The following is a 24,505-nucleotide window of genomic DNA, read 5'->3' on the forward strand; positions in this document are numbered from 1 at the left end:
CGTCACGCCCCAGTGAGCTTCGCGAACTTCTCTTCGTAGGCCGTCTCTTCCTTCGGGCTCAGTGAGCGGAAGGCACGGGACCGGCCCTGCATGGCCTGGTCGGGAATGATCAGCGGGTTGTTCGCCGCGTCCTCGTCGATCTTCGCAAGCTCGTCCTTCACCCCGTCCACGGGACAGACGAAGTTGATGTAGGCGGCGAGCTGCGCGGCCGGCCCCGGCTCGTAGTAGTAGTCCATGAGCCGCTCGGCGTTCGTCTTGTGGCGCGCCTTGTTGGGGATGAGCATGTTGTCGCTGGACGTGATGTATCCGCTGTCCGGGATGACGAAGTCGACGTCCGGGTTGTCCGCCTTGAGCTGGACGACGTCCCCGGCCCAGGCCAAGCAGGCCGCGAAGTCGCCCTTGCTGATGTCGGCGGTGTAGTCGTTGCCGGTGAAGCGGCGTATCTGGCCGCTGTCGACGCCCTTCTGGAGCCGGGCGATCGCCGCGTCGTACTCGTCGTCGGTGAAGCGGGCCGGGTCCTTGCCCATGTCGAGCAGCACCATGCCGACGGTGTCGCGCATCTCGGTGAGGAAGCCGACGCGCCCCTTGAGCTCGGGGTTGTCGAGCAGGTCGGAGACCGTCTTGACCTCGACGCCGTCCAGCGCCTTCTTGTTGTAGGCGATGACGGTCGAGATGCCCTGCCAGGGGTACGAGTAGGCGCGGCCCGGGTCCCAGTCGGGGTTGCGGAACTGCGGTGACAGGTTGGCGAAGGCGTGCGGCAGGTTGGCCGGGTCCAGCTTCTGGACCCAGCCGAGGCGGATCAGGCGGGCGGCGAGCCAGTCGGTGAGCACGATGATGTCGCGCCCGGTCTCCTGGCCGGCGGAGAGCTGCGGCTGGATCTTGCCGAAGAACTCGCCGTTGTCGTTGATGTCCTCGGTGTACTTGACCTTGACGCCGGTGCGTTTCGTGAACGCCTCCAACGTGGGGTGGCGTCGGCCGCTCTCGTCGACGTCCATGTACTCGGTCCAGTTGGAGAAGTTGACTACCTTCTCCTCCTTGGACCGGTCGTCGGACGACACGCCGCCCTCGGTCTTGCCGGCCGGCGGGATGCCGCAGGCGCTCAGTGTGCCGAGGCCGCCGACCGCGAGCGCGCCGCCCGCGGAGGCGCGCAGCAGTGAGCGGCGGGTGAGGGCGGCCCTGCCGCTGGTGAAACTGCGCCGCATGGCGGCCGCTCGGGCCGGGGACAGGCGGTCGGGCTCGTACTGCTCCATGCGCGTGGTTGCCCTTTCGGGTGTCTCGGCCGTGGTCGGCGGCCTCTCGTCGTGACTATCGGTCCCCGAAGACGGTGCGGTGCCAGTCCTTGGCCGCCACCGCGGTGTTGTCGAACATGACGTGCTTGACCTGCGTGTACTCCTCGAAGGAGTAGGCGGACATGTCCTTGCCGAAGCCGGACGCCTGGTATCCGCCGTGCGGCATCTCGCTGATGATCGGGATGTGGTCGTTGACCCACACGCAGCCCGCCTTGATCTCGCGGGTGGCACGGTTCGCCCGGTACACGTCCCGGCTCCAGGCGGACGCGGCGAGCCCGTACGGGGTGTCGTTGGCCAACCGGATGCCCTCGTCGTCCGTGTCGAAGGGCAGCACGACCAGGACCGGCCCGAAGATCTCGGACTGGACGGCCTCGCTGTCCTGCGCGGCGTCCGCGATGAGGGTGGGCCGGTAGTAGGCGCCGTCCTTCAGGTCGCCCTGCGGTGCCTGGCCGCCGCACACCACGCGCGCGTAGGAGCGGGCCCGGTCGACGAAGCCGGCGACGCGGTCCCGCTGGACGTGGCTGACCAGCGGTCCGAGGTCGGTACCGGGAGCGAAGGGGTCGCCGACGCGGACGGTGTCCATGAGGGCGGCGGTCTTCTCGACGAACGCCTCGTAGAGGGGCCGCTGTACGTACGCGCGCGTGGCGGCCGTGCAGTCCTGGCCGGTGTTGATGAGGGCGCCCGCGACCGCGCCGTGGACGGCCGCGTCGAGGTCGGCGTCGTCGAAGACGAGGAAGGGCGCCTTGCCGCCGAGCTCCAGGTGCAGGCGCTTGACGGTGGCCGTGGCGACCTCGGCGACGCGCTTGCCGACGGCGGTGGAGCCGGTGAAGGAGGTCATGGCGACGTCCGGGTGGCCGACGAGGTGCTCACCGGCCTCCCGCCCCGTCCCGCTGACGATGTTGATCACACCGTCGGGGATGCCGGCCTCGGTCGCCGCCTGGGCGAACATCAGCGAGGTCAGCGGGGTGATCTCGGCGGGCTTCAGCACGATGGTGTTGCCCGCGGCGATCGCCGGGAGGATCTTCCAGGCGGCCATCTGGAGCGGATAGTTCCAGGGCGCGACGGACCCGACGACGCCGATCGGCTCGCGGCGCACGTACGAGGTGTGGTCCCCTGAGTACTCCCCCGCCGACTGGCCCTGGAGGTGCCGGGCGGCGCCGGCGAAGAAGGCCGCGTTGTCGACTGTACCCGGCACGTCGAACTCGCGGGTCAGCTTCAGGGGCTTCCCGCACTGGAGCGACTCCGCGCGGGCGAAGTCCTCGGCGCGCTCGGCGAGGACGGCGGCGAACCGGTGCAGGGCGTCGGAGCGTTCGCCCGGGGTGGCACCGGCCCAGCCGGGGAACGCCTCCCGCGCCGCGGCGACGGCCGCGTCGACGTCGTCGGGACCGGCGAGTTCGTAGGTCAGGACCCCCTCGCCGGTCGCCGGGTCGACGACGGTGTGCGTGCGCCCGGAGGTGCCCTTCGTCAGACGGCCCGCGATGTACTGGGCCCCGTCCGCGAAGCGGTCCTGGGCCGGGAATCGGTCCGGGGTGTCGTTGCCCGGGTTGTGCATGTCGGCTCTCCTCGGTCTCCCCGTGACAGGGGCCGGCGTGGCTTCAGCCTCGATGTGAGTGCCGATCCTGACAGAGCACTAGACCTCCAACAAGTGATTCCGTTGTTGCCATTTGGTTACGCGACGGAATCTGTCGACCAGGTGTCGAGTCGCCGCGGAAAAGGACGGACGGAGTGTCAGTGGTGCGTGCCAGACTCGCGTGCGTGGAAAGGACCACGGGGGTGGAGGAGAGGGGCGCGGGGATTGTGGAGATCACCGACAGCAGGGAAGCCCTGGTCGAGAGGGTCCGGGCGGGCGCGAGGATCAAGTACCTCTGCTTCTGGGGGCACCGGCCGCGCCCCGACGGCCTGATCGGTCCTAGCTGTCTGAGCCAGTGGTGGCCGTCGCCGTTCACCGTGGCCGGGGTGGTGTACCCGACCGCGGAGCACTGGATGATGGCGGGCAAGGCCCGGCTCTTCGAGGACGCGGAAGCGGAGCGCCGGGTGCTGGCCGCCGGGCATCCCGCCGAGGCCAAGAAGGCGGGGCGGCTGGTGCGCGGCTTCGACGAGGCGGTGTGGGAGCGGGAGCGCTTCTCGCTCGTCGTCGAGGGCAGCGTCCACAAGTTCGCCTCGGACCCCGCGCTGCGCGAGTTCCTGGTGAACACGGGCGACCGGGTGCTGGTCGAGGCGAGTCCCGTGGACCGGGTCTGGGGCATCGGCCTGACCGCGGACGACGAGGCGGCGACCGACCCGGCGCGGTGGCGGGGGTCGAATCTGCTGGGGTTCGCGCTGATGAGGGCGCGGGAGCGGTTGCGCAGCTGACGGGAGCGCGGAAGCGGTTGCGCACGGGCCGCTGACGCCCGCGGACCGGACCGCGGGTGTCGGCTTCGTCAGCCCTGCGCCTGCGCCGCCACGGAGACCGCCGCCGGGCGCGGGGCGCCGTAGTAGGGGTCGTCGTAGCCCGAGTCCTCGTTGATCGCGGCGTTGATGCCGACGGCGATCAGGGCCATCACGGCGATGCCGAGCACGATGCCGATGATGCCCATGATGAAGCCGGCCTGTGCCTGCCCGTGGTTGTTGGCCTCGCCGCGCTCGGCCTTGCGGCGTCCCTTGACGCCGAAGACCACGGCGAGGATGCCGAGCACCAGCGAGACGATGCCGTACGCGCAGAACATGCAGCAGGCCAGGATGCCGAGCACCATCGCCGCGGTGCCCATGCCGTTCTGCGGGGGCAGCGGAGCGCCGCCCCAGCCGTAACCGCCCTGGGGGTAGGCGGGATAGCCGTGGCCGCCCTGGACACCCGGGCCGCCGGGTGCGATGGGCGGAGGCGGCACCGCCGCCTCGGGCGGAGTGAAGCCGGCGGCGGGCATCGAGGCGACCGTGGCCTGGTTGTGCACGGACGGCGGCTGCGCCGACGGCGGGGGCTGCCAGGACGGCACCTCGCCTGCGGCGGGCGGGGCCGGCTGCTGCGGCACTCCCGTCGCGGCGTCACGGTTCTTGTCCAGCGAGGGCCTGCTCTCCGGGGGTGCCCAAGGATCGTTGGCGCCGTTGGAGTCCCCGCCCGGCCGTGTCGCGTCCGTCATTTTCCGTCCCCCTGGGTCGATCGTGCCCGCCATGCTACGGGCCATGTCCGTCCGGCGTGAGACCGGCCTACGATGATCCCCGAAGCACCGATCAGCCGATCACCCGCGTCCCGCCGCCGCCGCGCGGCCCGGGGGCGCCGTTCCGGGGAGGAACCCTTGACCGAGCACCTCGTCGACCCCGCCGTCCCGCGCGACCTGCACGCCTTCATCGCCGGACTGCCCAAGGCCGAACTGCACGTCCACCACGTCGGCTCCGCCTCCCCGCGCATCGTCTCGGAACTGGCCGCGCGCCACCCCGATTCCAAGGTCCCCGCCGACCCCGAGGCCCTGGTCGACTACTTCACCTTCACGGACTTCGCGCACTTCATCGACGTGTACCTGTCCGTCGTCGACCTGATCCGCACCCCGGAGGACGTGCGGCTGCTGACGTACGAGGTGGCCAGGGACATGGCCCGGCAGCAGGTGCGGTACGCCGAGCTGACCATCACCCCGTTCTCCTCCACCCGGCGCGGCATCGACGAGGGCGCCTTCATGGACGCGATCGAGGACGCCCGCAAGGCGGCGGAGTCCGAGTTCGGGACCGTACTGCGCTGGTGCTTCGACATCCCGGGCGAGGCCGGTCTGGAGTCCGCCGAGGAGACGACGCGGCTCGCCACCGACGACCGGCTCCGCCCCGAGGGCCTGGTCTCCTTCGGGCTCGGCGGACCCGAGATCGGGGTGGCTCGGCCGCAGTTCAAGCCGTACTTCGACCGCGCGATCGCCGCCGGTCTGCACTCGGTGCCGCACGCCGGCGAGACCACCGGCCCGCAGACCGTGTGGGACGCACTCACCGACCTGCGTGCCGAGCGCATCGGGCACGGCACCAGCTCCGCCCATGACCCGAAGCTGCTGGCCCACCTCGCGGAGCACCGCATCCCCCTGGAGGTGTGCCCGACCTCCAACATCGCCACCCGCGCGGTGCGCACCCTGGACGAGCACCCCATCAAGGAGTTCACGCGTGCCGGGGTGCTGGTGACGATCAACTCCGACGACCCCCCGATGTTCGGCACCGACCTCAACAACGAGTACGCCGTCGCCGCCCGCCTCCTCGACCTCGACGAGCGCGGCCTCGCCGACCTGGCGAAGAACGCGGTCGACGCGTCGTTCCTGGACGCGCCGGGCAAAGCGCGGATCAGGGGCGAGATCGACGCGTACACCGCCGCCTGGCTCGCCTCCTGACCGGGGTGTTCGCCATGAGTCCCGCACGCGACGTGACCGCCGTGGCCCACCGCGGCGACCCGTACCGGTACCGCGAGAACACGCTCGTCTCGCTGCGTTCCGCGCTCGACCGGGGCGCGGACGCGGTCGAGACCGACGTACGCCTCACCCGGGACGGCCTTCCCGTGCTGCTGCACGACGAGACGCTGAAGCGGCTGTGGGGGCACGACCTGCCGCTGCGCGCCCTGTCGGCCGACGAGGTGCGCGGGCTGACGGCGGGCAGGGTGCCGACTCTCGCGGAGGCGCTGGCCGCGACCGAGGGCAGCCGACTGATGCTGGACCTGCCGGGCGGGCCGGGCGAGCGGGCGGTGCGGCGCATCGTGGACGTGGTCCGCGAGTGCGGGGCCCAGGACCGTGTGTACTACACGGCGGGTGCCGCGGCCATGCTCGCGGTGCGCGCCGCCGACCCCGCCGCCGAGATCGCCATGACCTGGACGACGGCGGCACCGCCCCGGCCGGCGCTGCTCGCGGCGGTGCGGCCGAAGTGGCTCAACTACCGCTTCGGGCTGGTGAACAAGGCCCTGACCGAGCGGGTCCACGGCGACGGCTGCCTGTTGTCGGTGTGGACCCCGGACACCCGGCGCTCCATGCGCCGGCTGATCGCGCTGGGCGTCGACTCGATCACCACCAACCGCATCGACACGCTGTGCGCGCTGGCGAAGTCTTCTGGGGCAAGTCGGGAGCCCGCTACGGATACAGCGCCGTCATCGGCGGCACCCGCGACCTGAGCCGCACCCTCGTCCACTCGGTCAACGCCACGGACGCCAAGAGCGCGGAGCGGAACCCGGTCCTCGACGCGATCACCTCGACCGCGCTGAAGTAGCCCGCTTCAGCCGCCGCGCCACCGCGTGCGCCCCGACCGTCGCCGCGCCCGCGAAGCCGAGCCCCACGGCGAGGTCGCGCGGGCGCGCGGCGCGCAGGACCCCGGCCCGGCGCAGCCGGTGGCGGGCCCGGAGGGTGAACGGGACGACGACGAGCCGGGGGGGTCGCGGACCCGGGCGTGCAGCCGCGCACCAGTGCCGCCTGGGCGAGGTGGACCAGGCCGTGCAGACCGAAGGCGTTCAGCGCCGACTGGTACGCGGCCGACCGGCCGCCGGTGAGCCGTCCCGCGGCGGACGCGGCGGCCACGACGGCGGCCGTCGCCCCGACCGCCACCGCGAACTCCCGCCCGTCGACGAACCGGCCCGCCGCCACACGGCCTCCGCACGGCGGGGAACCGCTCGCGCAGGGCGGGCAGCCCACGCCGCCACCAGCCCCTGTACGGGCCCGCTCGACGCAGCGTCGATTGGTCCCGGTGGGCCCGGCACCCTGACGAGCGGGCGAGTTCACGCTTCACGCGGTGCGGCCCCGGACGGGGTTCCTGTCCGGGGCCGCACACATGGATCCGGTCCGTCACGCGTCCAGCGACGTCATCACGTGCTTGATCCGGGTGTAGTCCTCGAAGCCGTAGCCCGAGAGGTCCTTGCCGTAGCCGGACTTCTTGAAGCCGCCGTGCGGCATCTCGGCGACCAGCGGGATGTGGGTGTTGATCCACACGCAGCCGAAGTCCAGCCGCTTGGACATCCGCATGGCACGGCCGTGGTCCTTGGTCCACACCGAGGAGGCCAGGGCGTACTCGACACCGTTGGCCCACTCGACCGCCTGGTCCTCGTCGCGGAAGGACTGGACGGTGATGACGGGGCCGAAGACCTCGTTCTGGATGATCTCGTCGTCCTGCTTGAGGCCCGAGACGACGGTCGGGGCGTAGAAGTAGCCCTTGTCGCCGACCCGGTGGCCGCCCGCCTCGACCTTGGCGTGGGCGGGCAGCCGCTCGATGAACCCGGAGACCTGCTTGAGCTGGTTCGGGTTGTTGAGCGGGCCGTACATGACGTCCTCGTCGTCCGGATGACCGGTCTTGATCTCGGACGCGGCCTTCGCCAGCGCGCTCACGAACTCGTCGTGGATCGACTCGTGGACCAGCACGCGGGTGGCCGCGGTGCAGTCCTGGCCGGCGTTGAAGTAGCCCGCCTCCGAGATGCCCTCGACGGCCTTGGGGATGTCGGTGTCCTCGAAGACGACGACCGGCGCCTTGCCGCCCAGCTCCAGGTGGACTCGCTTGATGTCCTTGGACGCCGACTCGGCGACCGACATGCCCGCCCGCACGGAGCCGGTGATGGAGGCCATCGCCGGGGTCTCGTGCTCGACCATCAGCCGGCCGGTGTCGCGGTCGCCGCAGACGACGTTGAAGACGCCCTTGGGCACGATCGAGCCGATGATGTCGGCCATCAGGGCGGTCGAGGCGGGGGTGGTGTCGGACGGCTTGAGGACGACCGTGTTGCCCGCGGCGAGGGCCGGGGCGAACTTCCACACGGCCATCATCATCGGGTAGTTCCACGGCGCGACCTGCGCGCAGACGCCGATCGGCTCGCGGCGGATCATGGAGGTCAGGCCCTCCATGTACTCGCCGGCGCTGCGGCCCTCCAGCATCCGGGCCGCACCCGCGAAGAAGCGGATCTGGTCGACCATCGGCGGGATCTCCTCGGAGCGGGTGAGCCCGATGGGCTTGCCCGTGTTCTCCACCTCGGCCGCGATCAGCTCCTCGGCCCGCTCCTCGAACGCGTCCGCGATCTTCAGCAAAGCCTTCTGCCGCTCGGCCGGGACCAGGTCCCGCCAGGCCGGAAAGGCCGCGGCGGCGGCGGCCATGGCGGCGTCGACGTCCGCCTGCCCGGACAGGGGGGCGGTCGCGTAGGCCTCGCCCGTGGCGGGGTTGACCACCTCCGTGGTCCGTCCGTCGGCGGCGTCCCGGAACTCACCGTCGATGTAGTTGCGCAGACGACGCAGCTCGGTGCTCACTGCCGGCCCTCCAAGTTCGGTGTCTACTTCGGATCTCTCGGGTTCGGACCTCGCTGCTGTCGCTCGTGTCCAAACACTGAGACACCCACCCTAGACGGAGACCCCACGTTTTCAACACCCCCGGCCGCCTCAGCATTGCGAAATCCGTCGACTCTGACGCCTCAGACAACGAAATTCATCGATCCAGGCTTGCGAAACTGTCAATACGTCGTGCACAGTGAAGCCGTGGCCAGTCGAAGCGCAGACCAGAGGGACTCCCGCGAGTCCAGGGGCGGCGGTCCCCAGTTGGACGCCGTCTCCCTCGCCATCATCGAGCAGCTCCAGGAGGACGGCCGCCGGCCGTACGCCGCCATCGGCAAGGCCGTGGGCCTGTCGGAGGCGGCCGTGCGCCAGCGCGTCCAGAAACTGCTCGACCAGGGCGTGATGCAGATCGTCGCCGTCACGGACCCGCTCACCGTGGGCTTCCGCCGGCAGGCGATGGTCGGTGTCAACGTCGAGGGCGACGTGGAGTCCGTCGCCGACGCGCTGACGGCCATGTCCGAGTGCGAGTACGTGGTGATGACAGCGGGCTCCTTCGACCTGATGGTGGAGGTCGTCTGCGAGGACGACGACCACCTGCTGGACGTCATCAACAAACGCATCCGGGCCGTTGCCGGAGTGCGCTCCACCGAGAGCTTCGTCTACCTCAAGCTCAAGAAGCAGACCTATATGTGGGGAACCCGATAATCGTGAGCACCGACACCAAGGACCTCAGCAGGATCGCGTACGACCACCTGTGGATGCACTTCACCCGCATGTCGTCGTACGAGAACGCCCCCGTCCCCACCATCGTCCGCGGTGAGGGCACCCACATCTACGACGACAAGGGCAAGCGCTACCTCGACGGTCTCGCCGGCCTCTTCGTGGTCCAGGCCGGACACGGCCGCCAGGAGCTGGCCGAGACCGCCTCGAAGCAGGCGCAGGAGCTCGCCTTCTTCCCGGTGTGGTCCTACGCCCACCCGAAGGCCGTCGAGCTGGCCGAGCGCCTGGCGAACGAGGCCCCCGGTGACCTCAACAAGGTCTTCTTCACCACCGGCGGCGGTGAGGCGGTCGAGACCGCCTGGAAGCTCGCCAAGCAGTACTTCAAGCTGACCGGCAAGCCGACCAAGTACAAGGTCATCTCCCGCGCGGTGGCCTACCACGGCACCCCGCAGGGCGCCTTGTCCATCACCGGCCTGCCGGCCCTGAAGGCCCCCTTCGAGCCGCTGGTGCCGGGCGCGCACAAGGTCCCCAACACCAACATCTACCGCGCCCCGCTCTTCGGCGACGACCCCGAGGCCTTCGGCCGCTGGGCCGCCGACCAGATCGAGCAGCAGATCCTCTTCGAGGGCCCGGAGACGGTCGCGGCCGTATTCCTGGAGCCGGTGCAGAACGCGGGCGGCTGCTTCCCGCCCCCGCCCGGCTACTTCCAGCGGGTGCGCGAGATCTGCGACCAGTACGACGTGCTGCTCGTCTCGGACGAGGTCATCTGCGCCTTCGGCCGCCTGGGCACGACGTTCGCCTGCGACAAGTTCGGCTACGTCCCGGACATGATCACCTGCGCCAAGGGCATGACCTCGGGCTACTCCCCGATCGGCGCCTGCATCATCTCCGACCGGCTGGCCGAGCCGTTCTACAAGGGCGACAACACCTTCCTGCACGGCTACACCTTCGGCGGCCACCCGGTCTCCGCCGCGGTCGGCATCGCCAACCTCGACCTGTTCGAGCGCGAAGGCCTGAACCAGCACGTGCTCGACAACGAGGGCAACTTCCGCGCGACGCTGGAGAAGCTGCACGACCTGCCGATCGTCGGCGACGTCCGCGGCAACGGCTTCTTCTACGGCATCGAGCTGGTCAAGGACAAGGCCACCAAGGAGTCCTTCAACGAGGAGGAGACCGAGCGCGTCCTGTACGGCTTCCTTTCCAAGAAGCTCTTCGAGAACGGCCTGTACTGCCGTGCCGACGACCGCGGCGACCCGGTCATCCAGCTCGCCCCGCCGCTGATCTCCAACCAGGAGACCTTCGACGAGATCGAGCAGATCCTGCGCGCGACGCTGACGGAGGCGTGGACGAAGCTCTGACCCCAGGCCGTCGCGGCCTCCGGTCTTCCCTTCGGATGATCGTCCCGACCCCGGTGCCGCCCGTTCGAGTGAGAAACGGCGGCCCGGGGCCGCGTGCTGTCCGGCCTCCCTCCGGCGACTGCCTACGGTGCCCAGTGACCGATCGGCCACGCCTTCCCTCGCCCGTACGGGGGACGCGAACGGGGAAACACGGATCAGAACCGAGGTGTACGCCCATGGAGGCTCCGCCGGACAACGACGTGCTCTGGGCCCGTGCCCTGCACTTCCAGCACGGGGACGGCTCCCCCGCGTTGCAAGGAGTGTCGGTCGGCGTCCGCAAGGGCGAGATCCTCGCCGTGAGCGGCCCGCGCGGCAGCGGGAAGACCACGCTGCTGCGGTGCCTGTCCGGCATGGTCCGGCCCCAGGAGGGCGAAGTGTGGTTCAACGGTGCGCCGGTGCACAGCATGGGCACGCTCAAGCGGGAGCGACTGCGCCGTGACCGCTTCGGCTGGATCGACCCCGCCCCGGTGCTCGTCCCGGAGCTCAGCGCGTGGGAGAACGCCGCCCTGCCCCTCATGCTGCGCGGCACCGGGCGGCGCCGGGCCAAGACCGCCGCCATGGAGTGGCTGGACCGTCTCGACGTCGACGGCGCGACGGCCCGCCGGCGACCGCACGAGCTCCAGCACGCCGAACGGCAGCGCGTGTGCATCGCCCGCGCGCTCGCCGTCGCCCCCGCGGTGCTGTTCGCCGACGAGCCCACCGCGCCGCTGCACCGCGCCGACCGCGCGCGCGTCCTGCGCACGCTCACCACGGCGGCCCGCTCGCACGGCATCACCGTCCTGCTCGCCACGCACGACGCGCGGACCGCGGCCCTCGCGGACCGCACGGTGGCACTGCTGGACGGGCGGCGGGTACGGACCGTGCACCTGCCGCCGGTCGCGGGAACCACGGTGGCCGCCGGCGCCGGCGGGACGTCCGGCACCTCCGGATCGGAAGGCCGGGCGGCGTGCTCGCTCTCCGCCTGACCCGCGCCGCCCGCCTCGCCGTCCAACTGCGCCGCCTGCTGGTCGCGGTGGCGTCGGCGGGCACGGGCTTCCTGCTGCTGTGCGCCCTCGGCCACGCGCTGACCCACCCGGAGGCGCCCGGCGCCTCCGCCCTCCGCCTGGCCTGGTGCGCGGCACCGCTGGCCGCCACGGTGTACCTCGCCGTCGCCGTGGCCCGCACCGACCCCGGCACCCGGCCGCGGCCGGGGCTGTCGGCCATCGGCCTTGGTCCCGGCCGGCTGATGGCGGTCTCGGCGACGACCACGGCCCTGTCCGCGGCGCTCGGCTCGGTGGCGGCGCTGCTCGTCTTCCTCCAGCTGCGCGGCGACCTGACGGGCGCGCCCGCCGACGGCGCCGTGACCGGAGCCCTGGCACTCGGCCAACGCCTTCCCGCCCCCGCGGTGGTGACCCTGCTGACGCTGGTACCGGCCGCCGCCTCGGCCGCCGTGGCCCTGAACCTCCGGCCCCGCGGCCCCCGCCCCGCTCCCTCCGCCGGCTCGCGCCGCTACGGCCGTTTCGGGGCGTACGGCTGGGGCGCGGCCCGCGAAACCTTCGGCACGTACGGCCGCTACGGCGCCCGGCTGGCACCGGCACCGGCATCGGCATCGGCATCGGCATCGGCCCAGCCTGCGGGCAGTCGTGCCGCTGGGGCGGCACCGGTGGACGCGGGCGGCACCCTGCTCGCACAGGCCAGTGACACCCACCCCCCAGCCGCAACGGACGGCACCCCGGCGACACCCGACGCCGTACCCGACCCGACGGACACCCCCCGCCCCCACACCACCACCCTCCCCTGGGGCATCGCCGTACTCACCGCCGGCCTCGCCGTGGAGACCTACGCCGGCGACACGGCCACCCCCGCGACCACCCCCTCCGCGGCCGTCCTCGCCGGCTGGGCCCTCACCGCCCTGGGCCTCGCCCTCGCCGGCCCCGGCCTCACCCACCTCTGCGGCCGTCTGCTCCAAGCGGTCCGCCCCGGCGCCCTGCGCCTGCTCGCCGGCCGGGTCCTCATGGAGGAGTCGCACCGCATCGGCCGCCCGCTCGGCGTCGTCTGCTCCGTGGCCTCCGCCGCCTACGCGGCCGCAACGCTGTACGACGCGGACGGACCGGACTTCGGCCCGCTGAGCACCCTCGGCGCCCTCGTCGTGGCCGGCTGCGCGGTGGCCACCCTCCTCACCGCCGCCGTCGAGGCCAAACACGACCGCACCGATACGACCGACGCCCTGCTCCGGCTGGGCGCGCCCCCGGCGACCCTGCGCGCCGCGGCGGCCGTACGCGCCGGCACCCTGCTGGTCATGTTCGGCCCGCTGACCCTGATCGTCGCCCACTTGGCGTCGCTGCCCGCGGCCCGCTGACGGCCGCCGGCGGCACCCGCCCGGGCTCCTGACCGGCGCGGGAAGTATTCGAAGAATGCTCCGATCCGGCGATGAGTTCCGCGCGCCCCCCGAGTCCAACCTCTCGAACAGCACGCCGACAGCAGGACACCGACAGGAGAGGCCCCCATGTACCAGCAGATGATCTTCGTGAACCTGGCCACCAACGACCTCGACGCCTCGAAGAAGTTCTTCACCGGGCTCGGCTACGAGATCAACGCCCAGTTCAGCGACGACACCACCGCGTCGATCCCGCTCAGCGAAACCATCGTCGTGATGGTGCACACTCCGGAGAAGTACCGCCAGTTCACGAAGAAGGACATCGTGGACTCGACGAAGTCCAGCGAGGTGCTGATCGCGCTGAGCGCCGAGAGCCGCGCGAAGGTCGACGAGCTGGTCGACAAGGCGGTCGCGGCCGGCGGCTCGGTCTCCGGCGAGACCCAGGACCACGGCTTCATGTACGGCCGCGCCTTCGACGACGTCGACGGCCACACCTTCGAGGTCGTCTGGATGGACCCGTCGGCGGTCCAGGGCTGAGCGGACCGCACGCCTGGCATGGGCGGGTGGATTCGACGACACCCGCCCAGCCCGACTTCCAGTCCCATCACGCCTCGCACGACCGGGAGATCGAGAGCCTCGCCGAGTTCGACAAGGCCGTCTCGGCGCACGGCACCCTCGCCCACTACCGCGTCCAGGCCGTCGACCTGACGGCCCGTACGGACGCACTGATGTCCGCGGACCCCACGGGCGCCGTCTTCCTCGGCTGCCCGATGGCCCCCGAGCCGCCGCCCGGGTGGCAGCCGCCGGGGCCCTGGTCTTCCCACCCATACCGGGCCTGCCCTTCGAGCCCTACCGGGCGCACGTCTACTTGCCCGAGGAGCTGTACGCCTCCCTCGACGAGGGCTACGAGACGACCCCGGACGCCCGCGCCTACGACTGGTTCCAGCGGACCAAGGCGGACGGCGACGTGTTCGCGTCCATGCTGCGCGCGATCCACGACGACGCCGTCTCCGACGCGGTCGACGAACTCCTCGCCGGAGCCCGGGTGGTGGGCGTCATGGGCGGCCACGCCATGGCGCGCGGCACAAGCGCGTACGCGGGCGCCGCGCGCCTGGGCCGCGAACTGGCCCGCGCCGGCTTCACGGTGGCCACCGGAGGCGGCCCGGGGGCGATGGAGGCGGCCAACCTGGGCGCCTACGCGGCCCCGTTCGACGACGGGATGCTGGAGGACGCCCTGCTGCTCCTCGCCGAGGTCGCCTCCTTCACGCCGTCCATCGCCGACTGGGCGCGGTCCGCGTTCGAGGTGCGCGGACGCTGGCCCGGGGGCGGCGCCTCGGTCGGCATCCCGACCTGGTTCTACGGCCACGAGCCGCCCAACGCCTTCGCGGCCCGCATCGCCAAGTACTTCGCCAACGCCACGCGCGAGGACGGCCTGCTGGCCCGCTCGAACGCGGGCGTGGTCTTCCTGCCGGGCGCCGCCGGAACCGTACAGGAGGTCTTCGACAACGCGACGCCGAACTACTACGAGTCGCGGGGCGAGCCGACGCCGATGGTGCTGGTGGACCGGGCGCACTGGACGGAGAAGCTGCCGGCGTGGCCACTGCTGACCTCGCTCGCCGGCGGGCGGACGATGGAGTCGAAGATCGCGTTGGTAGACCGGATCGAGGAGTCTCCCGAGGCGCTGAAACGTCTCGGCGGTTAATAAGACGGCAAAGCCAACACCCCTGACGGGCACACGCGTTGACACTTCTTACGGCCCGCTTATAGACCAGTGAGGCTCGTGGTGTGCTGAGGCCGCGACATCGGGCGTCAGCACCCTCTCCACCCCCCGCATCTGCGCTCCCGTAAAGGACAAACGTGGCAGTCCTGTCCATAATCAGCCGTACGGCATCGCGCCGCAGCGTTCGCGCCCTCGGTGTGGCCTCCGCCTCGGTGGCCCTGGCGATCGGCGCCGCCGGCAACGCTTTCGCCTGTGACATCAGCGAGTTCTCCGCCGCCGCCGAGTGCGTGGGCGGCAAGGGTGTCATCACCGTCACCGACGTGGACCCCGCCGGTGTCCCCGCCACCGTCACCGTGTACCTGCAGAACAACGGCGCCGACGCGAAGAAGGTCGGCGAGCAGGTGGTCAAGGGCTCGCGCGAAGGCACCACCATCTCCTTCACCGAGGACTGGCAGCCGAACGCCGAGTACCGCATCCACGTCAAGGCCGACAAGTACGTCGACGAGGACATCAAGCCGAACCTCGTGACCCCGGCGACCACCTGCCAGCCGGACGGAACGCCCTCCCCGTCCTCGTCGGAGAGCTCCTCCACCCCGACCGACCCCCCGTCCGACGGGACGGAGACGCCGGCTCCGGCGCCCTCCACCTCGGCCCCGGCTCCGGCGCAGAGTGAGAGCACCGCTCCGGCGGCCGTGCCGAGCAACGCCCCGTCCCCGGCGGCCGGTGAGTCCAACCTCGCCGAGACCGGCGCCAACTCCAACACCGGCGTCATCGCCGGCATCGCGGCGGCCCTGGTCCTCATCGGCGGCGGCGCGGTCTTCTACGGCCTGCGCCGCCGCGGAGCGAGCAGCAAGGGCTGACGCGCCGCAGGACCGGCAGACCGTACGCCGGTACGCGAGATCAGTGGCCCGTCCCCGGCCGGGGGCGGGCCACCGTCGTGTCAGCTCCCCCGGATCATCCGAACGTCGCCTTCTCCAGCCAGAACTCCAGGAGCTTCCGGTCACCGAGGACCTCCAGCCCGGGGGTGTCCAGCGGCAGCCGTCGGTAGAAGGCGAGCAGCACGTCCGTGAGCGGCCCGCGCAGCGCCACGTCCGCCTTCTCGTGGCCGCGGCGCCAGGCGACGCCCCCGTCCGGCAGCTCGATGAACCACTCGGCGTCCAGCTCGGCCGGTGTGTCGGTGGCGTGCAGGTGGATACTGGAGCCCGCCGCCCGCAGCTCCTTCGCCGGCCCGTCCGGAAGCACCCGCTGCACGAACTGCACGATCTGCAGCCACTCGTCGACGGCGTCGGCCGCCACCTCGGGGGCGACCGCCTCGAACCGCCGCCCCGCCGCGAGCGCCGCGTCCGCCCCGTGCACGACGAGTTCGTGCGTCATCCGACGCGCCCAGAATCCCGCCGTGTGGTCACCGGCCCACGACCACGCGTGCGCGTCCGGACCCGCCTCCCGCAGCGCGGCGACGACCACCTCACCGGACTCCTCCAGCCACGCGTCCAGCGCGGCCACGTCCCCCCGCGCGCCGGGCCCCTCCGCGCCCGGCACCCGGTCCACCGGAACGTCCTCATCGGCGCGGGTCCGGACGATCAGCCCGGACCACCGCAGGGCTTGGCCCACGTGCCGCACCAGGTCCTCCAAAGACCAGTCCGGGCAGGTCGGCACCGTGGCGCCCGGATCGGCGCCGGAGGTGAGGACGTTCCTCAACCGCCCCACCTGGCAAGCGATTTCGTCACAGTAACGGTCATGCGCAAGGAGTGTCATGCTCGTCACCCTACGAGCGGGGAGATCAGCCGAGCACCACGATTTCCGCCCCGTCGAACTCCACCCCGACCGTGTCCCCGACCTCCGGCGCGGACCGCAGCGCGCACGCCGCCTCCAGCCGCGGGGCGTCCTCGGGCTGGAGGTGGACGGCGACGTGGGTGCCCCGGAAGGTGCGGGCGGTGACCGTGCAGCGCAGGCCCGCGTCGGCGGCCACCAGCCGCACTCCGGCGGGCCTCACGAGCAGGGAACGGGCTCCCTGCGGGGCGTCGTCGGGGACCGGCACCTTGCCCCACGGGGTGTCCGCGGCCTGCCCTGCGACGGTCGCGTCGACCACGTTGTCGAAGCCGAGGAAGCGGGCCACGAACGCGTCGGCCGGCCGCTGCCACACCTCCAGCGGCGTTCCCGACTGGGCTATCCGCCCGTCCCGCATCACCACGACCCGGTCGGCCAGCGCGAACGCCTCGCCCTGGTCGTGCGTCACCGCCAGCACGGTGGTGCCCAGCCGCCCGAACAGCTCCCTCAGTTCCACCACGAGCCGCTCCCGCAGCGAGCGGTCGAGCTGGCCCAGCGGCTCGTCCAGCATCAGCAGCCGCGGCCGGGGCGCGAGGGCGCGGGCCAGCGCCACCCGCTGCTGCTCGCCGCCGGAGAGCGCGGCGACGGACCGGCCGGCGGCGCCCGGCAGCCCGACCAGCTCCAGCAACTCCCGTACACGCTGATGCTGTTCGACCCGGGACGCGCCCCGCATCCGGGGCCCGAAAGCGACGTTTCCCGCCACGTCCCGTTGCGGGAACAGCTGGTGGTCCTGGAACATCAGCCCGACCTCGCGCCGGTGCGCGGGCACCCCGGACTGGTCCCGTCCGTCCAACGTCACCCGCCCGGCGTCCAGCGGCTGGAGCCCCGCTACCGCCCGCAGCAGTGTCGACTTGCCGCTGCCACTGGGCCCGAGCACGCACACCACCTCGTGCTCGGCGACATCTAGGGCGACGTCGTCGAGCACGGCCCGCCCGCCGAATCGGACGGTCGCGCCTTCGAGGCTCAGCAGGCTCGGCGGCATGTCTAGAACTCCCCGCTCCGGTCGGTCCGCAGCCGTTCCAGCACCACCAGGGCCACGGCGCACACCAGCATCAGAATCGTCGAAAGGGCCATCGCCTGGCCGTAGTTCATGTCCCCGGGCCGCCCCAGCAGCCGTGCCACGGCCACCGGCAGCGTCGGGTTGTCGGGCCGCGCGATGAACACGGTCGCCCCGAACTCCCCGAGCGACACCGCGAACGCGAACCCGGCCGCGACCAGCAGCGCCCGCCGCACCATCGGCAGGTCCACCTCCCGCCACACCCGCCACGGCGACGCCCCGAGCACGGAGGCCGCCTCCCGCAGCCGTACGTCCACCGCCCGCAGCACCGGCAGCATGGTCCGTACGACGAAAGGGACGCCGACCAGCGCCTGCGCGAGCGGCACCAGGAGCCAGGACTGGCGCAGGTTGAGCGGAGGCTCGTCCAGCGCGATCAGGAACCCGAAGCCGACGGTCACGGCGGACACCCCGAGCGGCAGCATCAGCAGGGCGTCGAAGCCGCGCACGAAGCGGCCCGCGTCGCGGCGGGTGAGCGCGGCGGCGGCCAGTCCGCCGATCACCACCGCGATGGCGGTGGCGGCGACGGCGTACTGGAGGGAGTTGCCGATCGCCTCGATCGGCGGGACCAGGAAGGCACCGCCGTCCTCACGGGTCAGCGCCCGGTAGTAGCCGAAGCCGGGTGCGCCCAGCGACCGTCGGACCAGTACGGCGAGCGGCAGCAGGATCAGCCCGGCGACGGTGACCAGGACCCCGGCCAGCAGCAACCGCTGACCGGTGCCGCGCGGGCGGCGCGCGGTCGTGGCCGCGTCCACCAGCCGCAGTGCCGTCTCCCGCCGCCGCACCGTCCACGCGTGCACGGCGAGGACGGCGGCGACCGCCACGAACTGGACCAGCGTCAGTACGGCGGCCGTGGACAGGTCGAAGACCTGGGAGGTCTGCCGGTAGATCTCCACCTCCAGGGTGGAGAAGGCGGGCCCGCCGAGGATCTGGACGACGCCGAAGGAGGTGAAGGTGAACAGGAACACCATCAGCGCGGCGGCGGCCACGGCGGGCGCGAGCGCGGGCAGTGTCACCTGCCGCCAGGCGGCGAAGCGGGAGGCGCCGAGCATCCGCGCGGCCTCCTCCTGGCGCGGGTCGAGCTGTGTCCAGAGGCCGCCGACGGTGCGGACGACGACGGCGTAGTTGAAGAAGACGTGCGCGAGCAGGATCGCCCACACGGTGGTGTCCAGCCGCAGGCCCCACAGCTCGTCGAGCAGCCCGCCGCGGCCGACCAGCGCCAGGAACGCCGTGCCGACGACGACCGTCGGCAGCACGAACGGCACGGTCACCACGGCCCGCAGCACCTGTTTGCCGGGGAAGTCGAGGCGGGCGAAGACGTAGGCGCCGGGCAGGGCGATCAGCAGGGTCAGCGCGGTGGAGGCCAGCGCCTGCCAGGTGGTGAACCACAGCACCTGCCGGACGTCGGACTGCGCGAGCACCTCCCCGATCCGCCCGAACCGCCAGGCGCCGTCGATCTTCAGTCCGCGCGCGATGATCGCGGCGACGGGGTAGGCGAAGAACGCCGCGAAGAACGCGACGGGCAGGACCATCAGGCCGAGCCGCGCCGCGCTCCCACGCGCGGTCCGCACCCGCCCCACCCGCTTCACCTCACTACGAGCGAGGTCCACGACTTGACCCACTGGTCGCGGTTGTCGGCGATCTTCGCCGGGTCCATGGTCCGGGGCTTCTCGGCCGGCGGTCCGAATTTCCGGAAGGATTCGGGGATCGCGGCGTCCTTGCGCACCGGATACACGAACATGTTGAGCGGCAGGTCCTCCTGGAACTGCTCGCTCAGCATGAAGTCGAGGAGCGCTTTGCCGCCCTCGGGGTTGCCGGCGTTGCTCAGCAGGCCCGCGTACTCGACCTGGCGGAAGCAGGTGCCCTGGGCGACACCCGTCGGCGCGGTGGCCGGCTGCGGGTCGGCGTAGATCACCTCGGCGGGCGGGGAGGAGGCGTAGGAGACGACCAGCGGGCGGTCGCCCTTGGCCTTCTTGCCGCCGGACGAGCCGGAGAACTCCTCGTTGTACGCCTGCTCCCAGCTGTCGACGACCTTGACGCCGTTGGCCTTGAGCTTCTTCCAGTAATCCTGCCAGCCCTCGTCGCCGTACTCGGCGGCGGTGCCGAGCAAGAAGCCGAGGCCGGGTGAGGAACCGGCCACGTTCTCCGTGACGAGCAGGTCCTTGTACTCCGGCTTGGTCAGGTCGTCGAAGGAGTCCGGCGGCGTCAGCTTGTGCTCGCTGAAGTACGCCTTGTCGTAGTTGACGCAGATGTCACCGGTGTCGACGGGCGTGACCCGGTGCTCGGTGTCGGTGCGGTACGCGGGGGCGACCTGGTCGAGGCCCTTCGCCTCGTACGGCTGGAACAGGCCGTTGTCGAGGGCGCGGGACAGCAGCGTGTTGTCGACGCCGAAGAAGACGTCGCCCTGCGGGTTGTCCTTGGTGAGGACGGCCTTGTTCACGGCCTGCCCGGCGTCGCCGTCCTCCAGGACCTCGACCTTGTAGCCGGAACTCTTCTCGAAGGCGGCGATGACGTCCTTCGACACGGCCCACGAGTTGTGGCTGACGAGGGTCACGGTCCTGGAGTCGCCGGACCCCGCGCCGCCCCCGTCGGACGACGACCCGCAGGCGGCCAGGCCGCCGGCCATGCCCAGTCCTACGGCCAGGACCGTGACCTTCTTGGTGATGCTCACTGATTTCCTCCTGGGTGACCAGGAGAAGACGCGGCCCTGCCCGGAACCCTGGCGAGGGTCCCGGGCAGGGCGCAACAGCTCGAGTGGTGACCGATCTCCCTACCCAGAATGACCTGGGCCAGGTTCGGAGGGTCTGCGGCCGGTGCCGCACTCTCAGCGCTGTGGCGCTCCCCTGTCGGAATATGAAGATATGAGGGCTGTGAAGTTGTACTGACGCCGGTCAGCTTACCTCTCGCTCGCGGCGAGCTGACCGCACGCCCCGTCGATCTCCTGACCACGGGTGTCCCGGATCGTCACCGGCACACCGTGCGCCGCGATCGCCTCCACGAACGCCTTCTCGTCCTCGGGCCGCGAGGCGGTCCACTTGGAGCCGGGCGTCGGGTTGAGCGGGATGAGGTTGACGTGCACCGGCTTGCCCTTGAGCAGCCGTCCCAGCCGGTCGCCGCGCCAGGCCTGGTCGTTGATGTCCCGGATCAGGGCGTACTCGATGGACAGCCGGCGCCCCGACTTCGCCGCGTACTCGAGCCCGGCGTCCAGCACCTCACGCACCTTCCAGCGCGTGTTGACGGGGACGAGCGTGTCGCGCAGTTCGTCGTCGGGCGCGTGCAGCGAGATGGCGAGACGGCACTTGAAGCCCTCGTCGGAGAAGCGGGTGATCGCCGGGACGAGGCCGACCGTGGAGACGGTGATGCCGCGCTGGGACAGGCCCAGCCCGTCCGGCTCGGGGTCGGTGAGGCGGCGGATGGCGCCCACGACGCGGTTGTAGTTGGCGAGGGGCTCGCCCATGCCCATGAACACGATGTTGCTGAGCCGGGCCGGGCCTCCGGGGACCTCGCCGTCCCTGAGCGCCCGCATCCCGTCCACGATCTGGTGCACGATCTCGGCGGTCGACAGGTTCCGGTCCAGGCCGGCCTGGCCGGTGGCGCAGAACGGGCAGTTCATGCCGCAGCCCGCCTGCGAGCTGATGCACATGGTCACCCGGTCCGGGTAGCGCATGAGCACGGACTCGACGAGCGTCCCGTCGAACAGCTTCCACAGCGTCTTGCGGGTGGTGCCCTGGTCGGTCGACAGATGCCGCACGACCGACATCAGCTCGGGCAGCAACGCCTCCCGGAGCCCCTCGCGGGACCCGGCCGGGATGTCGGTCCACTGCTCGGGGTCGTGCGCGTACCGCGCGAAGTAGTGCTGCGAGAGCTGCTTCGCACGGAACGGCTTCTCGCCGATGGCGGCGACGGCCTCCTTGCGCTCGGCGGGCGTGAGGTCGGCGAGGTGCCGCGGCGGCTTCTTGGCTCCGCGGGGGGCGACGAATGTGAGTTCTCCGGGCTTAGGCATGACCTTCCCAGTGTCGCAGACATACGGAGAGGGACGCGCCGCCCTGTGGACAACGGGTCCCTCTCCGGAGAAACAGCAGGTCAGCCGAGCACAGCGGTCAGCCTGACCCGACGAAGATCACCAGCAGCAGCCACACCACGGGCGCCGTCGGCAGCAGTGAGTCCAGACGGTCCATGATGCCGCCGTGGCCCGGCAGCAGCGTGCCCATGTCCTTGATGCCGAGGTCCCGCTTGATCATGGACTCGCCGAGGTCGCCCAGCGTGGCGCTGACCGCGACCGCGAGGCCCAGGAGCAAACCCTGCCACCAGGTGCCGCCGTCGATCGCGAACTGCATGCACAGCGCGCCCGCCGCCATCGCGAACGCCACCGCGCCGAGCAGGCCCTCGCGGGTCTTGCCGGGACTGATGCGCGGGGCGAGCTTGGTCTTGCCGAAGCGCCAGCCGACGGCGTACGCCCCGGTGTCGCTGACGACCGTCAGGAGCAGGAAGGTGAGGACGCGCCAGTGGCCGTCGTCCGCCATGAGCATCATGGTGACGAACGTGGCCAGGAACGGCACGTAGAACGCGGCGAACAGGCCCGCCGTGACGTCCTTGAGATAGCCCTCCGGCGGCTCGGTCATCCGCCAGACGAGGACCGCCAGCGCCGTGAGCGCCATGGCGACCCACGCGCCCTCGGAGCCCCGCACGTATCCGGCGACGACCATCGCCGCGCCACCGATCGCGAGCGGCACGAGGGGCGCCTTGATGCCCTTGCGCTCCTGAAGCCGCTTGGTCAGCTCCCACAGGCCCACCACGACGGCGATCGCGACCACGCCGACGAAGACGGCCTTGACGACGAACAGCGACGCGACGATGACCGCGCCGAGTCCGACGCCGACCCCTATCGCGGCACCCAGGTCACGCCCCGCGCTCTTCTTCTGCGGCTGCGGCTCGGGCTGCGCCGGCTGCGGGGCGTCGGGCATGGGCTCCGGATTCCGCGGCGCCACCGCATACGGCTGCGCCGACTGGCTGTCGTCGACCAGGGGACCGCTCAGCCGAGCGGCCCCCTGGTCGTCGTCCTGGTCTCCGCCGTGTTCGGGTACGTCGGGCACGATGGGCATGGGGCGAGTCTGCTGCGCGTAGTGCGCATCGTACGCGGGACCCGCCGGGGCAACCCCCTGGACAGATCCCCGGTCGGACGGCCCCCAGTACCCGGCTTGTGGCGGCGCTCCCCAGGAAGAGTCGTTCATCAGACCTCGAGCAGCTCCGCTTCCTTGTGCTTCAGGAGCTCGTCCACCTGGGCGACGTACTTGGCGGTGGTGTCGTCGAGCTCCTTCTCCGCACGGCGGCCCTCGTCCTCGCCGACCTCGCCGTCCTTGACCATCTTGTCGATGGCGTCCTTGGCCTTGCGGCGCACGGAGCGGATCGAGACCTTGGCGTCCTCGCCCTTGGCCTTGGCGACCTTGATGTACTCGCGGCGGCGTTCCTCGGTCAGCTCGGGGAACACCACCCGGATGATGTTGCCGTCGTTGCTCGGGTTGACGCCCAGGTCGGAGTCGCGGATCGCCTGTTCGATGTTGCGCAGGGCGCTCTTGTCGAAGGGGGTCACCACGGCCATGCGCGGCTCGGGCACGGAGAACGAGGCCAGCTGGTTGATCGGCGTCAGCGCGCCGTAGTAGTCGGCCACGATCTTGTTGAACATCGCCGGGTGCGCACGGCCGGTGCGGATCGCGGCGAAGTCCTCCTTGGCGACCACGACGGCCTTCTCCATCTTCTCCTCGGCCTCGAGGAGGGTCTCTTCGATCACCACTTGCTCCTGCGTGTCTTGAGTAGGCCCGGCTGCGGTCCCCTGTCGGAGCTGCGGCCGGCTGCGTCGCGTTCTTCCTGCACGGTTCCCGACCGGCGGGACATTGTCCATCCCCCGGCCCGGTCCCGTCCGTCCCCCGGACAGGTGGCGTCCGCGGACAGGGGGTGTTTCTCCGGTCAGTCCCGGCTGTCCTGGTCACCCACAAGCGTGCCGATCTTCTCACCCTTGACGGCGCGGGCGATATTGCCCTCCTTCAGCAGCTCGAAGACCACGATCGGGAGGCTGTTGTCGCGGCAGAGCGTGACGGCCGTCGCGTCGGCGACCTTCAGGTCGCGGGTGATGACCTCGCCGTAACCGAGCGCGTCGAACTTCACGGCGTCCGGGTTGGTCTTCGGGTCGGAGTCGTAGACCCCGTCCACGCCGTTCTTGCCCATGAGCAGCGCCTCGGCGTCGATCTCGAGGGCGCGCTGGGCGGCAGTGGTGTCGGTGGAGAAGTAGGGCATGCCCATGCCGGCGCCGAAGATGACCACGCGGCCCTTCTCCAGGTGGCGCACGGCGCGCAGCGGGATGTACGGCTCGGCGACCTGGCCCATGGTGATGGCGGTCTGCACGCGGCAGTCGACGCCCTCCTTCTCCAGGAAGTCCTGGAGGGCCAGGCAGTTCATCACGGTGCCGAGCATGCCCATGTAGTCGGAGCGTGCCCGGTCCATGCCGCGCACCTGCAGCTCGGCGCCGCGGAAGAAGTTGCCGCCGCCGATGACGACGGCGATCTGAGCGCCATCGCGTACGACGGCCGCGATCTCGCGGGCGATGGCGTGCACCACGTCGGGGTCGACGCCCAGGCCCCCACCGCCGGAGAAGGCCTCTCCGGACAGCTTCAGCATGAAGCGGCCGCGTACTTTGCCGTCGTCGCTCTTCTCGGCATTGGTGGTCATGGGGATCTCGCCTCTTTTACGTGGTCACACACACGAAGAAGGCCATTGCCGGTGGGGGCGTGATTCGCATCCCATACGCGGCAATGGCCTCCTCGTCAGATCTGCTGTCGTCCGCCGCCGGGCGCGCGTGCGCCACGGCATGCGCGGACGGCGCCGACGACTGCTGTCGACCCTACCGGGGTCGCGCGTCCGTCGC

21 protein-coding genes, 2 pseudogenes and 1 riboswitch are annotated in these 24,505 nt (G+C 71.3%); of the genes and pseudogenes, 10 read left to right on the forward strand and 13 right to left on the reverse strand.

The window, feature by feature from the left end; all coding sequences use genetic code 11:
• Positions 1–2 precede the first annotated feature (2 nt).
• Complete coding sequence (locus tag IE142_RS27545; protein ID WP_191888266.1) at positions 3–1,250, reverse strand: polyamine ABC transporter substrate-binding protein; 1,248 nt, start codon at positions 1,248–1,250, stop codon at positions 3–5.
• A gap of 55 nt (positions 1,251–1,305) precedes the next feature.
• Entirely contained in the window at positions 1,306–2,841 is a 1,536-nt protein-coding gene (locus IE142_RS27550) for a gamma-aminobutyraldehyde dehydrogenase (protein WP_191888267.1), read from the reverse strand.
• A gap of 179 nt (positions 2,842–3,020) precedes the next feature.
• On the opposite strand from IE142_RS27550, the gene ybiA reads away from it, so the two are divergent.
• The gene (gene ybiA, locus IE142_RS27555) at positions 3,021–3,641 is read left to right on the forward strand and encodes a riboflavin biosynthesis intermediates N-glycosidase (protein ID WP_191888268.1); all 621 of its coding nucleotides are present in this window, start codon (positions 3,021–3,023) and stop codon (positions 3,639–3,641) included.
• 68 nt (positions 3,642–3,709) lie between these two features.
• On the opposite strand, the gene IE142_RS27560 is transcribed toward ybiA, so the two are convergent.
• A complete protein-coding gene (locus IE142_RS27560; protein ID WP_191888269.1) occupies positions 3,710–4,402 on the reverse strand; it encodes a DUF4190 domain-containing protein in 693 nt (230 codons plus the stop codon).
• Positions 4,403–4,558: 156 nt separating this feature from the next.
• Between IE142_RS27560 and IE142_RS27565 the strand changes: the two genes are divergently transcribed.
• Together IE142_RS27565 and IE142_RS27570 are read left to right on the forward strand one after the other, a co-directional pair.
• Entirely contained in the window at positions 4,559–5,620 is a 1,062-nt protein-coding gene (locus IE142_RS27565) for an adenosine deaminase (RefSeq protein WP_191888270.1), read from the forward strand.
• A 14-nt stretch (positions 5,621–5,634) separates the two neighbouring features.
• Positions 5,635–6,387, forward strand: a complete 753-nt coding sequence (locus tag IE142_RS27570) for a glycerophosphodiester phosphodiesterase (RefSeq protein ID WP_191888271.1) — start codon at positions 5,635–5,637, stop codon at positions 6,385–6,387.
• 72 nt (positions 6,388–6,459) lie between these two features.
• Here IE142_RS27570 and IE142_RS27575 read toward each other — a convergent pair.
• A pseudogene (locus tag IE142_RS27575) lies at positions 6,460–6,914 on the reverse strand (HXXEE domain-containing protein); the annotation flags it as partial.
• Positions 6,915–7,051: 137 nt separating this feature from the next.
• The gene (locus IE142_RS27580; RefSeq protein WP_191888272.1) at positions 7,052–8,491 is read right to left on the reverse strand and encodes a gamma-aminobutyraldehyde dehydrogenase; all 1,440 of its coding nucleotides are present in this window, start codon (positions 8,489–8,491) and stop codon (positions 7,052–7,054) included.
• Between the two features lie 210 nt (positions 8,492–8,701).
• On the opposite strand from IE142_RS27580, the gene IE142_RS27585 reads away from it, so the two are divergent.
• The 7 genes and pseudogenes from IE142_RS27585 (at position 8,702) to IE142_RS27615 (ending at position 15,565) form a co-directional block, all read left to right on the forward strand.
• Positions 8,702–9,217: an Lrp/AsnC family transcriptional regulator gene (locus IE142_RS27585; RefSeq protein ID WP_191888273.1), complete on the forward strand. Its 516-nt coding sequence runs from the start codon at positions 8,702–8,704 to the stop codon at positions 9,215–9,217.
• Positions 9,218–9,219: 2 nt separating this feature from the next.
• Positions 9,220–10,590, forward strand: a complete 1,371-nt coding sequence (locus tag IE142_RS27590; protein WP_191888274.1) for an aspartate aminotransferase family protein — start codon at positions 9,220–9,222, stop codon at positions 10,588–10,590.
• 215 nt (positions 10,591–10,805) lie between these two features.
• Positions 10,806–11,594 (forward strand): ABC transporter ATP-binding protein, encoded by a 789-nt coding sequence (locus IE142_RS27595; protein ID WP_191888275.1) that lies wholly within the window; start codon positions 10,806–10,808, stop codon positions 11,592–11,594.
• Positions 11,576–12,967 (forward strand): hypothetical protein, encoded by a 1,392-nt coding sequence (locus tag IE142_RS27600; protein ID WP_191888276.1) that lies wholly within the window; start codon positions 11,576–11,578, stop codon positions 12,965–12,967. The genes IE142_RS27595 and IE142_RS27600 overlap by 19 nt, the downstream gene beginning before the upstream one ends.
• 147 nt (positions 12,968–13,114) lie before the next feature.
• Complete coding sequence (locus tag IE142_RS27605) at positions 13,115–13,522, forward strand: VOC family protein (RefSeq protein WP_191888277.1); 408 nt, start codon at positions 13,115–13,117, stop codon at positions 13,520–13,522.
• A 26-nt stretch (positions 13,523–13,548) separates the two neighbouring features.
• A pseudogene (locus IE142_RS27610) lies at positions 13,549–14,687 on the forward strand (LOG family protein).
• 155 nt (positions 14,688–14,842) lie between these two features.
• Entirely contained in the window at positions 14,843–15,565 is a 723-nt protein-coding gene (locus IE142_RS27615) for an LAETG motif-containing sortase-dependent surface protein (protein ID WP_191888278.1), read from the forward strand.
• 94 nt (positions 15,566–15,659) lie between these two features.
• Here IE142_RS27615 and IE142_RS27620 read toward each other — a convergent pair whose 3' ends face one another.
• The 8 genes from IE142_RS27620 to pyrH all read right to left on the reverse strand — a co-directional run bounded on the left by IE142_RS27620 (position 15,660) and on the right by pyrH (position 24,309).
• On the reverse strand, positions 15,660–16,460 hold the full coding sequence (locus tag IE142_RS27620) for a maleylpyruvate isomerase family mycothiol-dependent enzyme (RefSeq protein ID WP_191888279.1): 801 nt from the start codon (positions 16,458–16,460) through the stop codon (positions 15,660–15,662).
• Between the two features lie 25 nt (positions 16,461–16,485).
• Positions 16,486–17,514, reverse strand: coding sequence for an ABC transporter ATP-binding protein (locus IE142_RS27625; protein ID WP_191888280.1), 1,029 nt, complete (start codon positions 17,512–17,514; stop codon positions 16,486–16,488).
• Positions 17,515–17,516: 2 nt separating this feature from the next.
• A complete protein-coding gene (locus IE142_RS27630) occupies positions 17,517–19,196 on the reverse strand; it encodes an ABC transporter permease (RefSeq protein WP_191888281.1) in 1,680 nt (559 codons plus the stop codon).
• Positions 19,172–20,257: a thiamine ABC transporter substrate-binding protein gene (locus IE142_RS27635; RefSeq protein ID WP_191888282.1), complete on the reverse strand. Its 1,086-nt coding sequence runs from the start codon at positions 20,255–20,257 to the stop codon at positions 19,172–19,174. Before IE142_RS27635 ends, IE142_RS27630 begins: the two co-directional genes overlap by 25 nt.
• Positions 20,258–20,335: 78 nt before the next feature.
• Positions 20,336–20,441, reverse strand: a riboswitch (TPP riboswitch).
• 41 nt (positions 20,442–20,482) lie between these two features.
• The gene (rlmN, locus tag IE142_RS27640; protein ID WP_191888283.1) at positions 20,483–21,589 is read right to left on the reverse strand and encodes a dual-specificity RNA methyltransferase RlmN; all 1,107 of its coding nucleotides are present in this window, start codon (positions 21,587–21,589) and stop codon (positions 20,483–20,485) included.
• Between the two features lie 97 nt (positions 21,590–21,686).
• On the reverse strand, positions 21,687–22,817 hold the full coding sequence (locus tag IE142_RS27645) for a phosphatidate cytidylyltransferase (RefSeq protein ID WP_191888284.1): 1,131 nt from the start codon (positions 22,815–22,817) through the stop codon (positions 21,687–21,689).
• A complete protein-coding gene (gene frr, locus IE142_RS27650) occupies positions 22,817–23,374 on the reverse strand; it encodes a ribosome recycling factor (protein ID WP_043383156.1) in 558 nt (185 codons plus the stop codon). Before frr ends, IE142_RS27645 begins: the two co-directional genes overlap by 1 nt.
• Positions 23,375–23,550: 176 nt before the next feature.
• On the reverse strand, positions 23,551–24,309 hold the full coding sequence (pyrH, locus tag IE142_RS27655; RefSeq protein WP_043379389.1) for a UMP kinase: 759 nt from the start codon (positions 24,307–24,309) through the stop codon (positions 23,551–23,553).
• Positions 24,310–24,505 lie beyond the last annotated feature (196 nt).

It is taken from the genome of Streptomyces mutabilis (genome assembly GCF_014649815.1).
GTDB classification, from domain to species: domain Bacteria; phylum Actinomycetota; class Actinomycetes; order Streptomycetales; family Streptomycetaceae; genus Streptomyces; species Streptomyces mutabilis.

What these genes read in the sequence shown, in the direction of transcription:
- IE142_RS27570 (WP_191888271.1), top strand. Translation starts at nt 5,635, where the DNA reads ATGAGTCCCGCACGCGACGTGACCGCCGTGGCCCACCGCGGCGACCCG.
- IE142_RS27605 (WP_191888277.1), top strand. Translation starts at nt 13,115, where the DNA reads ATGTACCAGCAGATGATCTTCGTGAACCTGGCCACCAACGACCTCGAC.
- IE142_RS27625 (WP_191888280.1), bottom strand. Translation starts at nt 17,514, where the DNA reads ATGCCGCCGAGCCTGCTGAGCCTCGAAGGCGCGACCGTCCGATTCGGC.
- IE142_RS27545 (WP_191888266.1), bottom strand. Translation starts at nt 1,250, where the DNA reads ATGGAGCAGTACGAGCCCGACCGCCTGTCCCCGGCCCGAGCGGCCGCC.
- pyrH (WP_043379389.1), bottom strand. Translation starts at nt 24,309, where the DNA reads ATGACCACCAATGCCGAGAAGAGCGACGACGGCAAAGTACGCGGCCGC.
- IE142_RS27595 (WP_191888275.1), top strand. Translation starts at nt 10,806, where the DNA reads ATGGAGGCTCCGCCGGACAACGACGTGCTCTGGGCCCGTGCCCTGCAC.
- IE142_RS27550 (WP_191888267.1), bottom strand. Translation starts at nt 2,841, where the DNA reads ATGCACAACCCGGGCAACGACACCCCGGACCGATTCCCGGCCCAGGAC.
- IE142_RS27620 (WP_191888279.1), bottom strand. Translation starts at nt 16,460, where the DNA reads ATGACACTCCTTGCGCATGACCGTTACTGTGACGAAATCGCTTGCCAG.
- IE142_RS27560 (WP_191888269.1), bottom strand. Translation starts at nt 4,402, where the DNA reads ATGACGGACGCGACACGGCCGGGCGGGGACTCCAACGGCGCCAACGAT.
- rlmN (WP_191888283.1), bottom strand. Translation starts at nt 21,589, where the DNA reads ATGCCTAAGCCCGGAGAACTCACATTCGTCGCCCCCCGCGGAGCCAAG.
- IE142_RS27645 (WP_191888284.1), bottom strand. Translation starts at nt 22,817, where the DNA reads ATGAACGACTCTTCCTGGGGAGCGCCGCCACAAGCCGGGTACTGGGGG.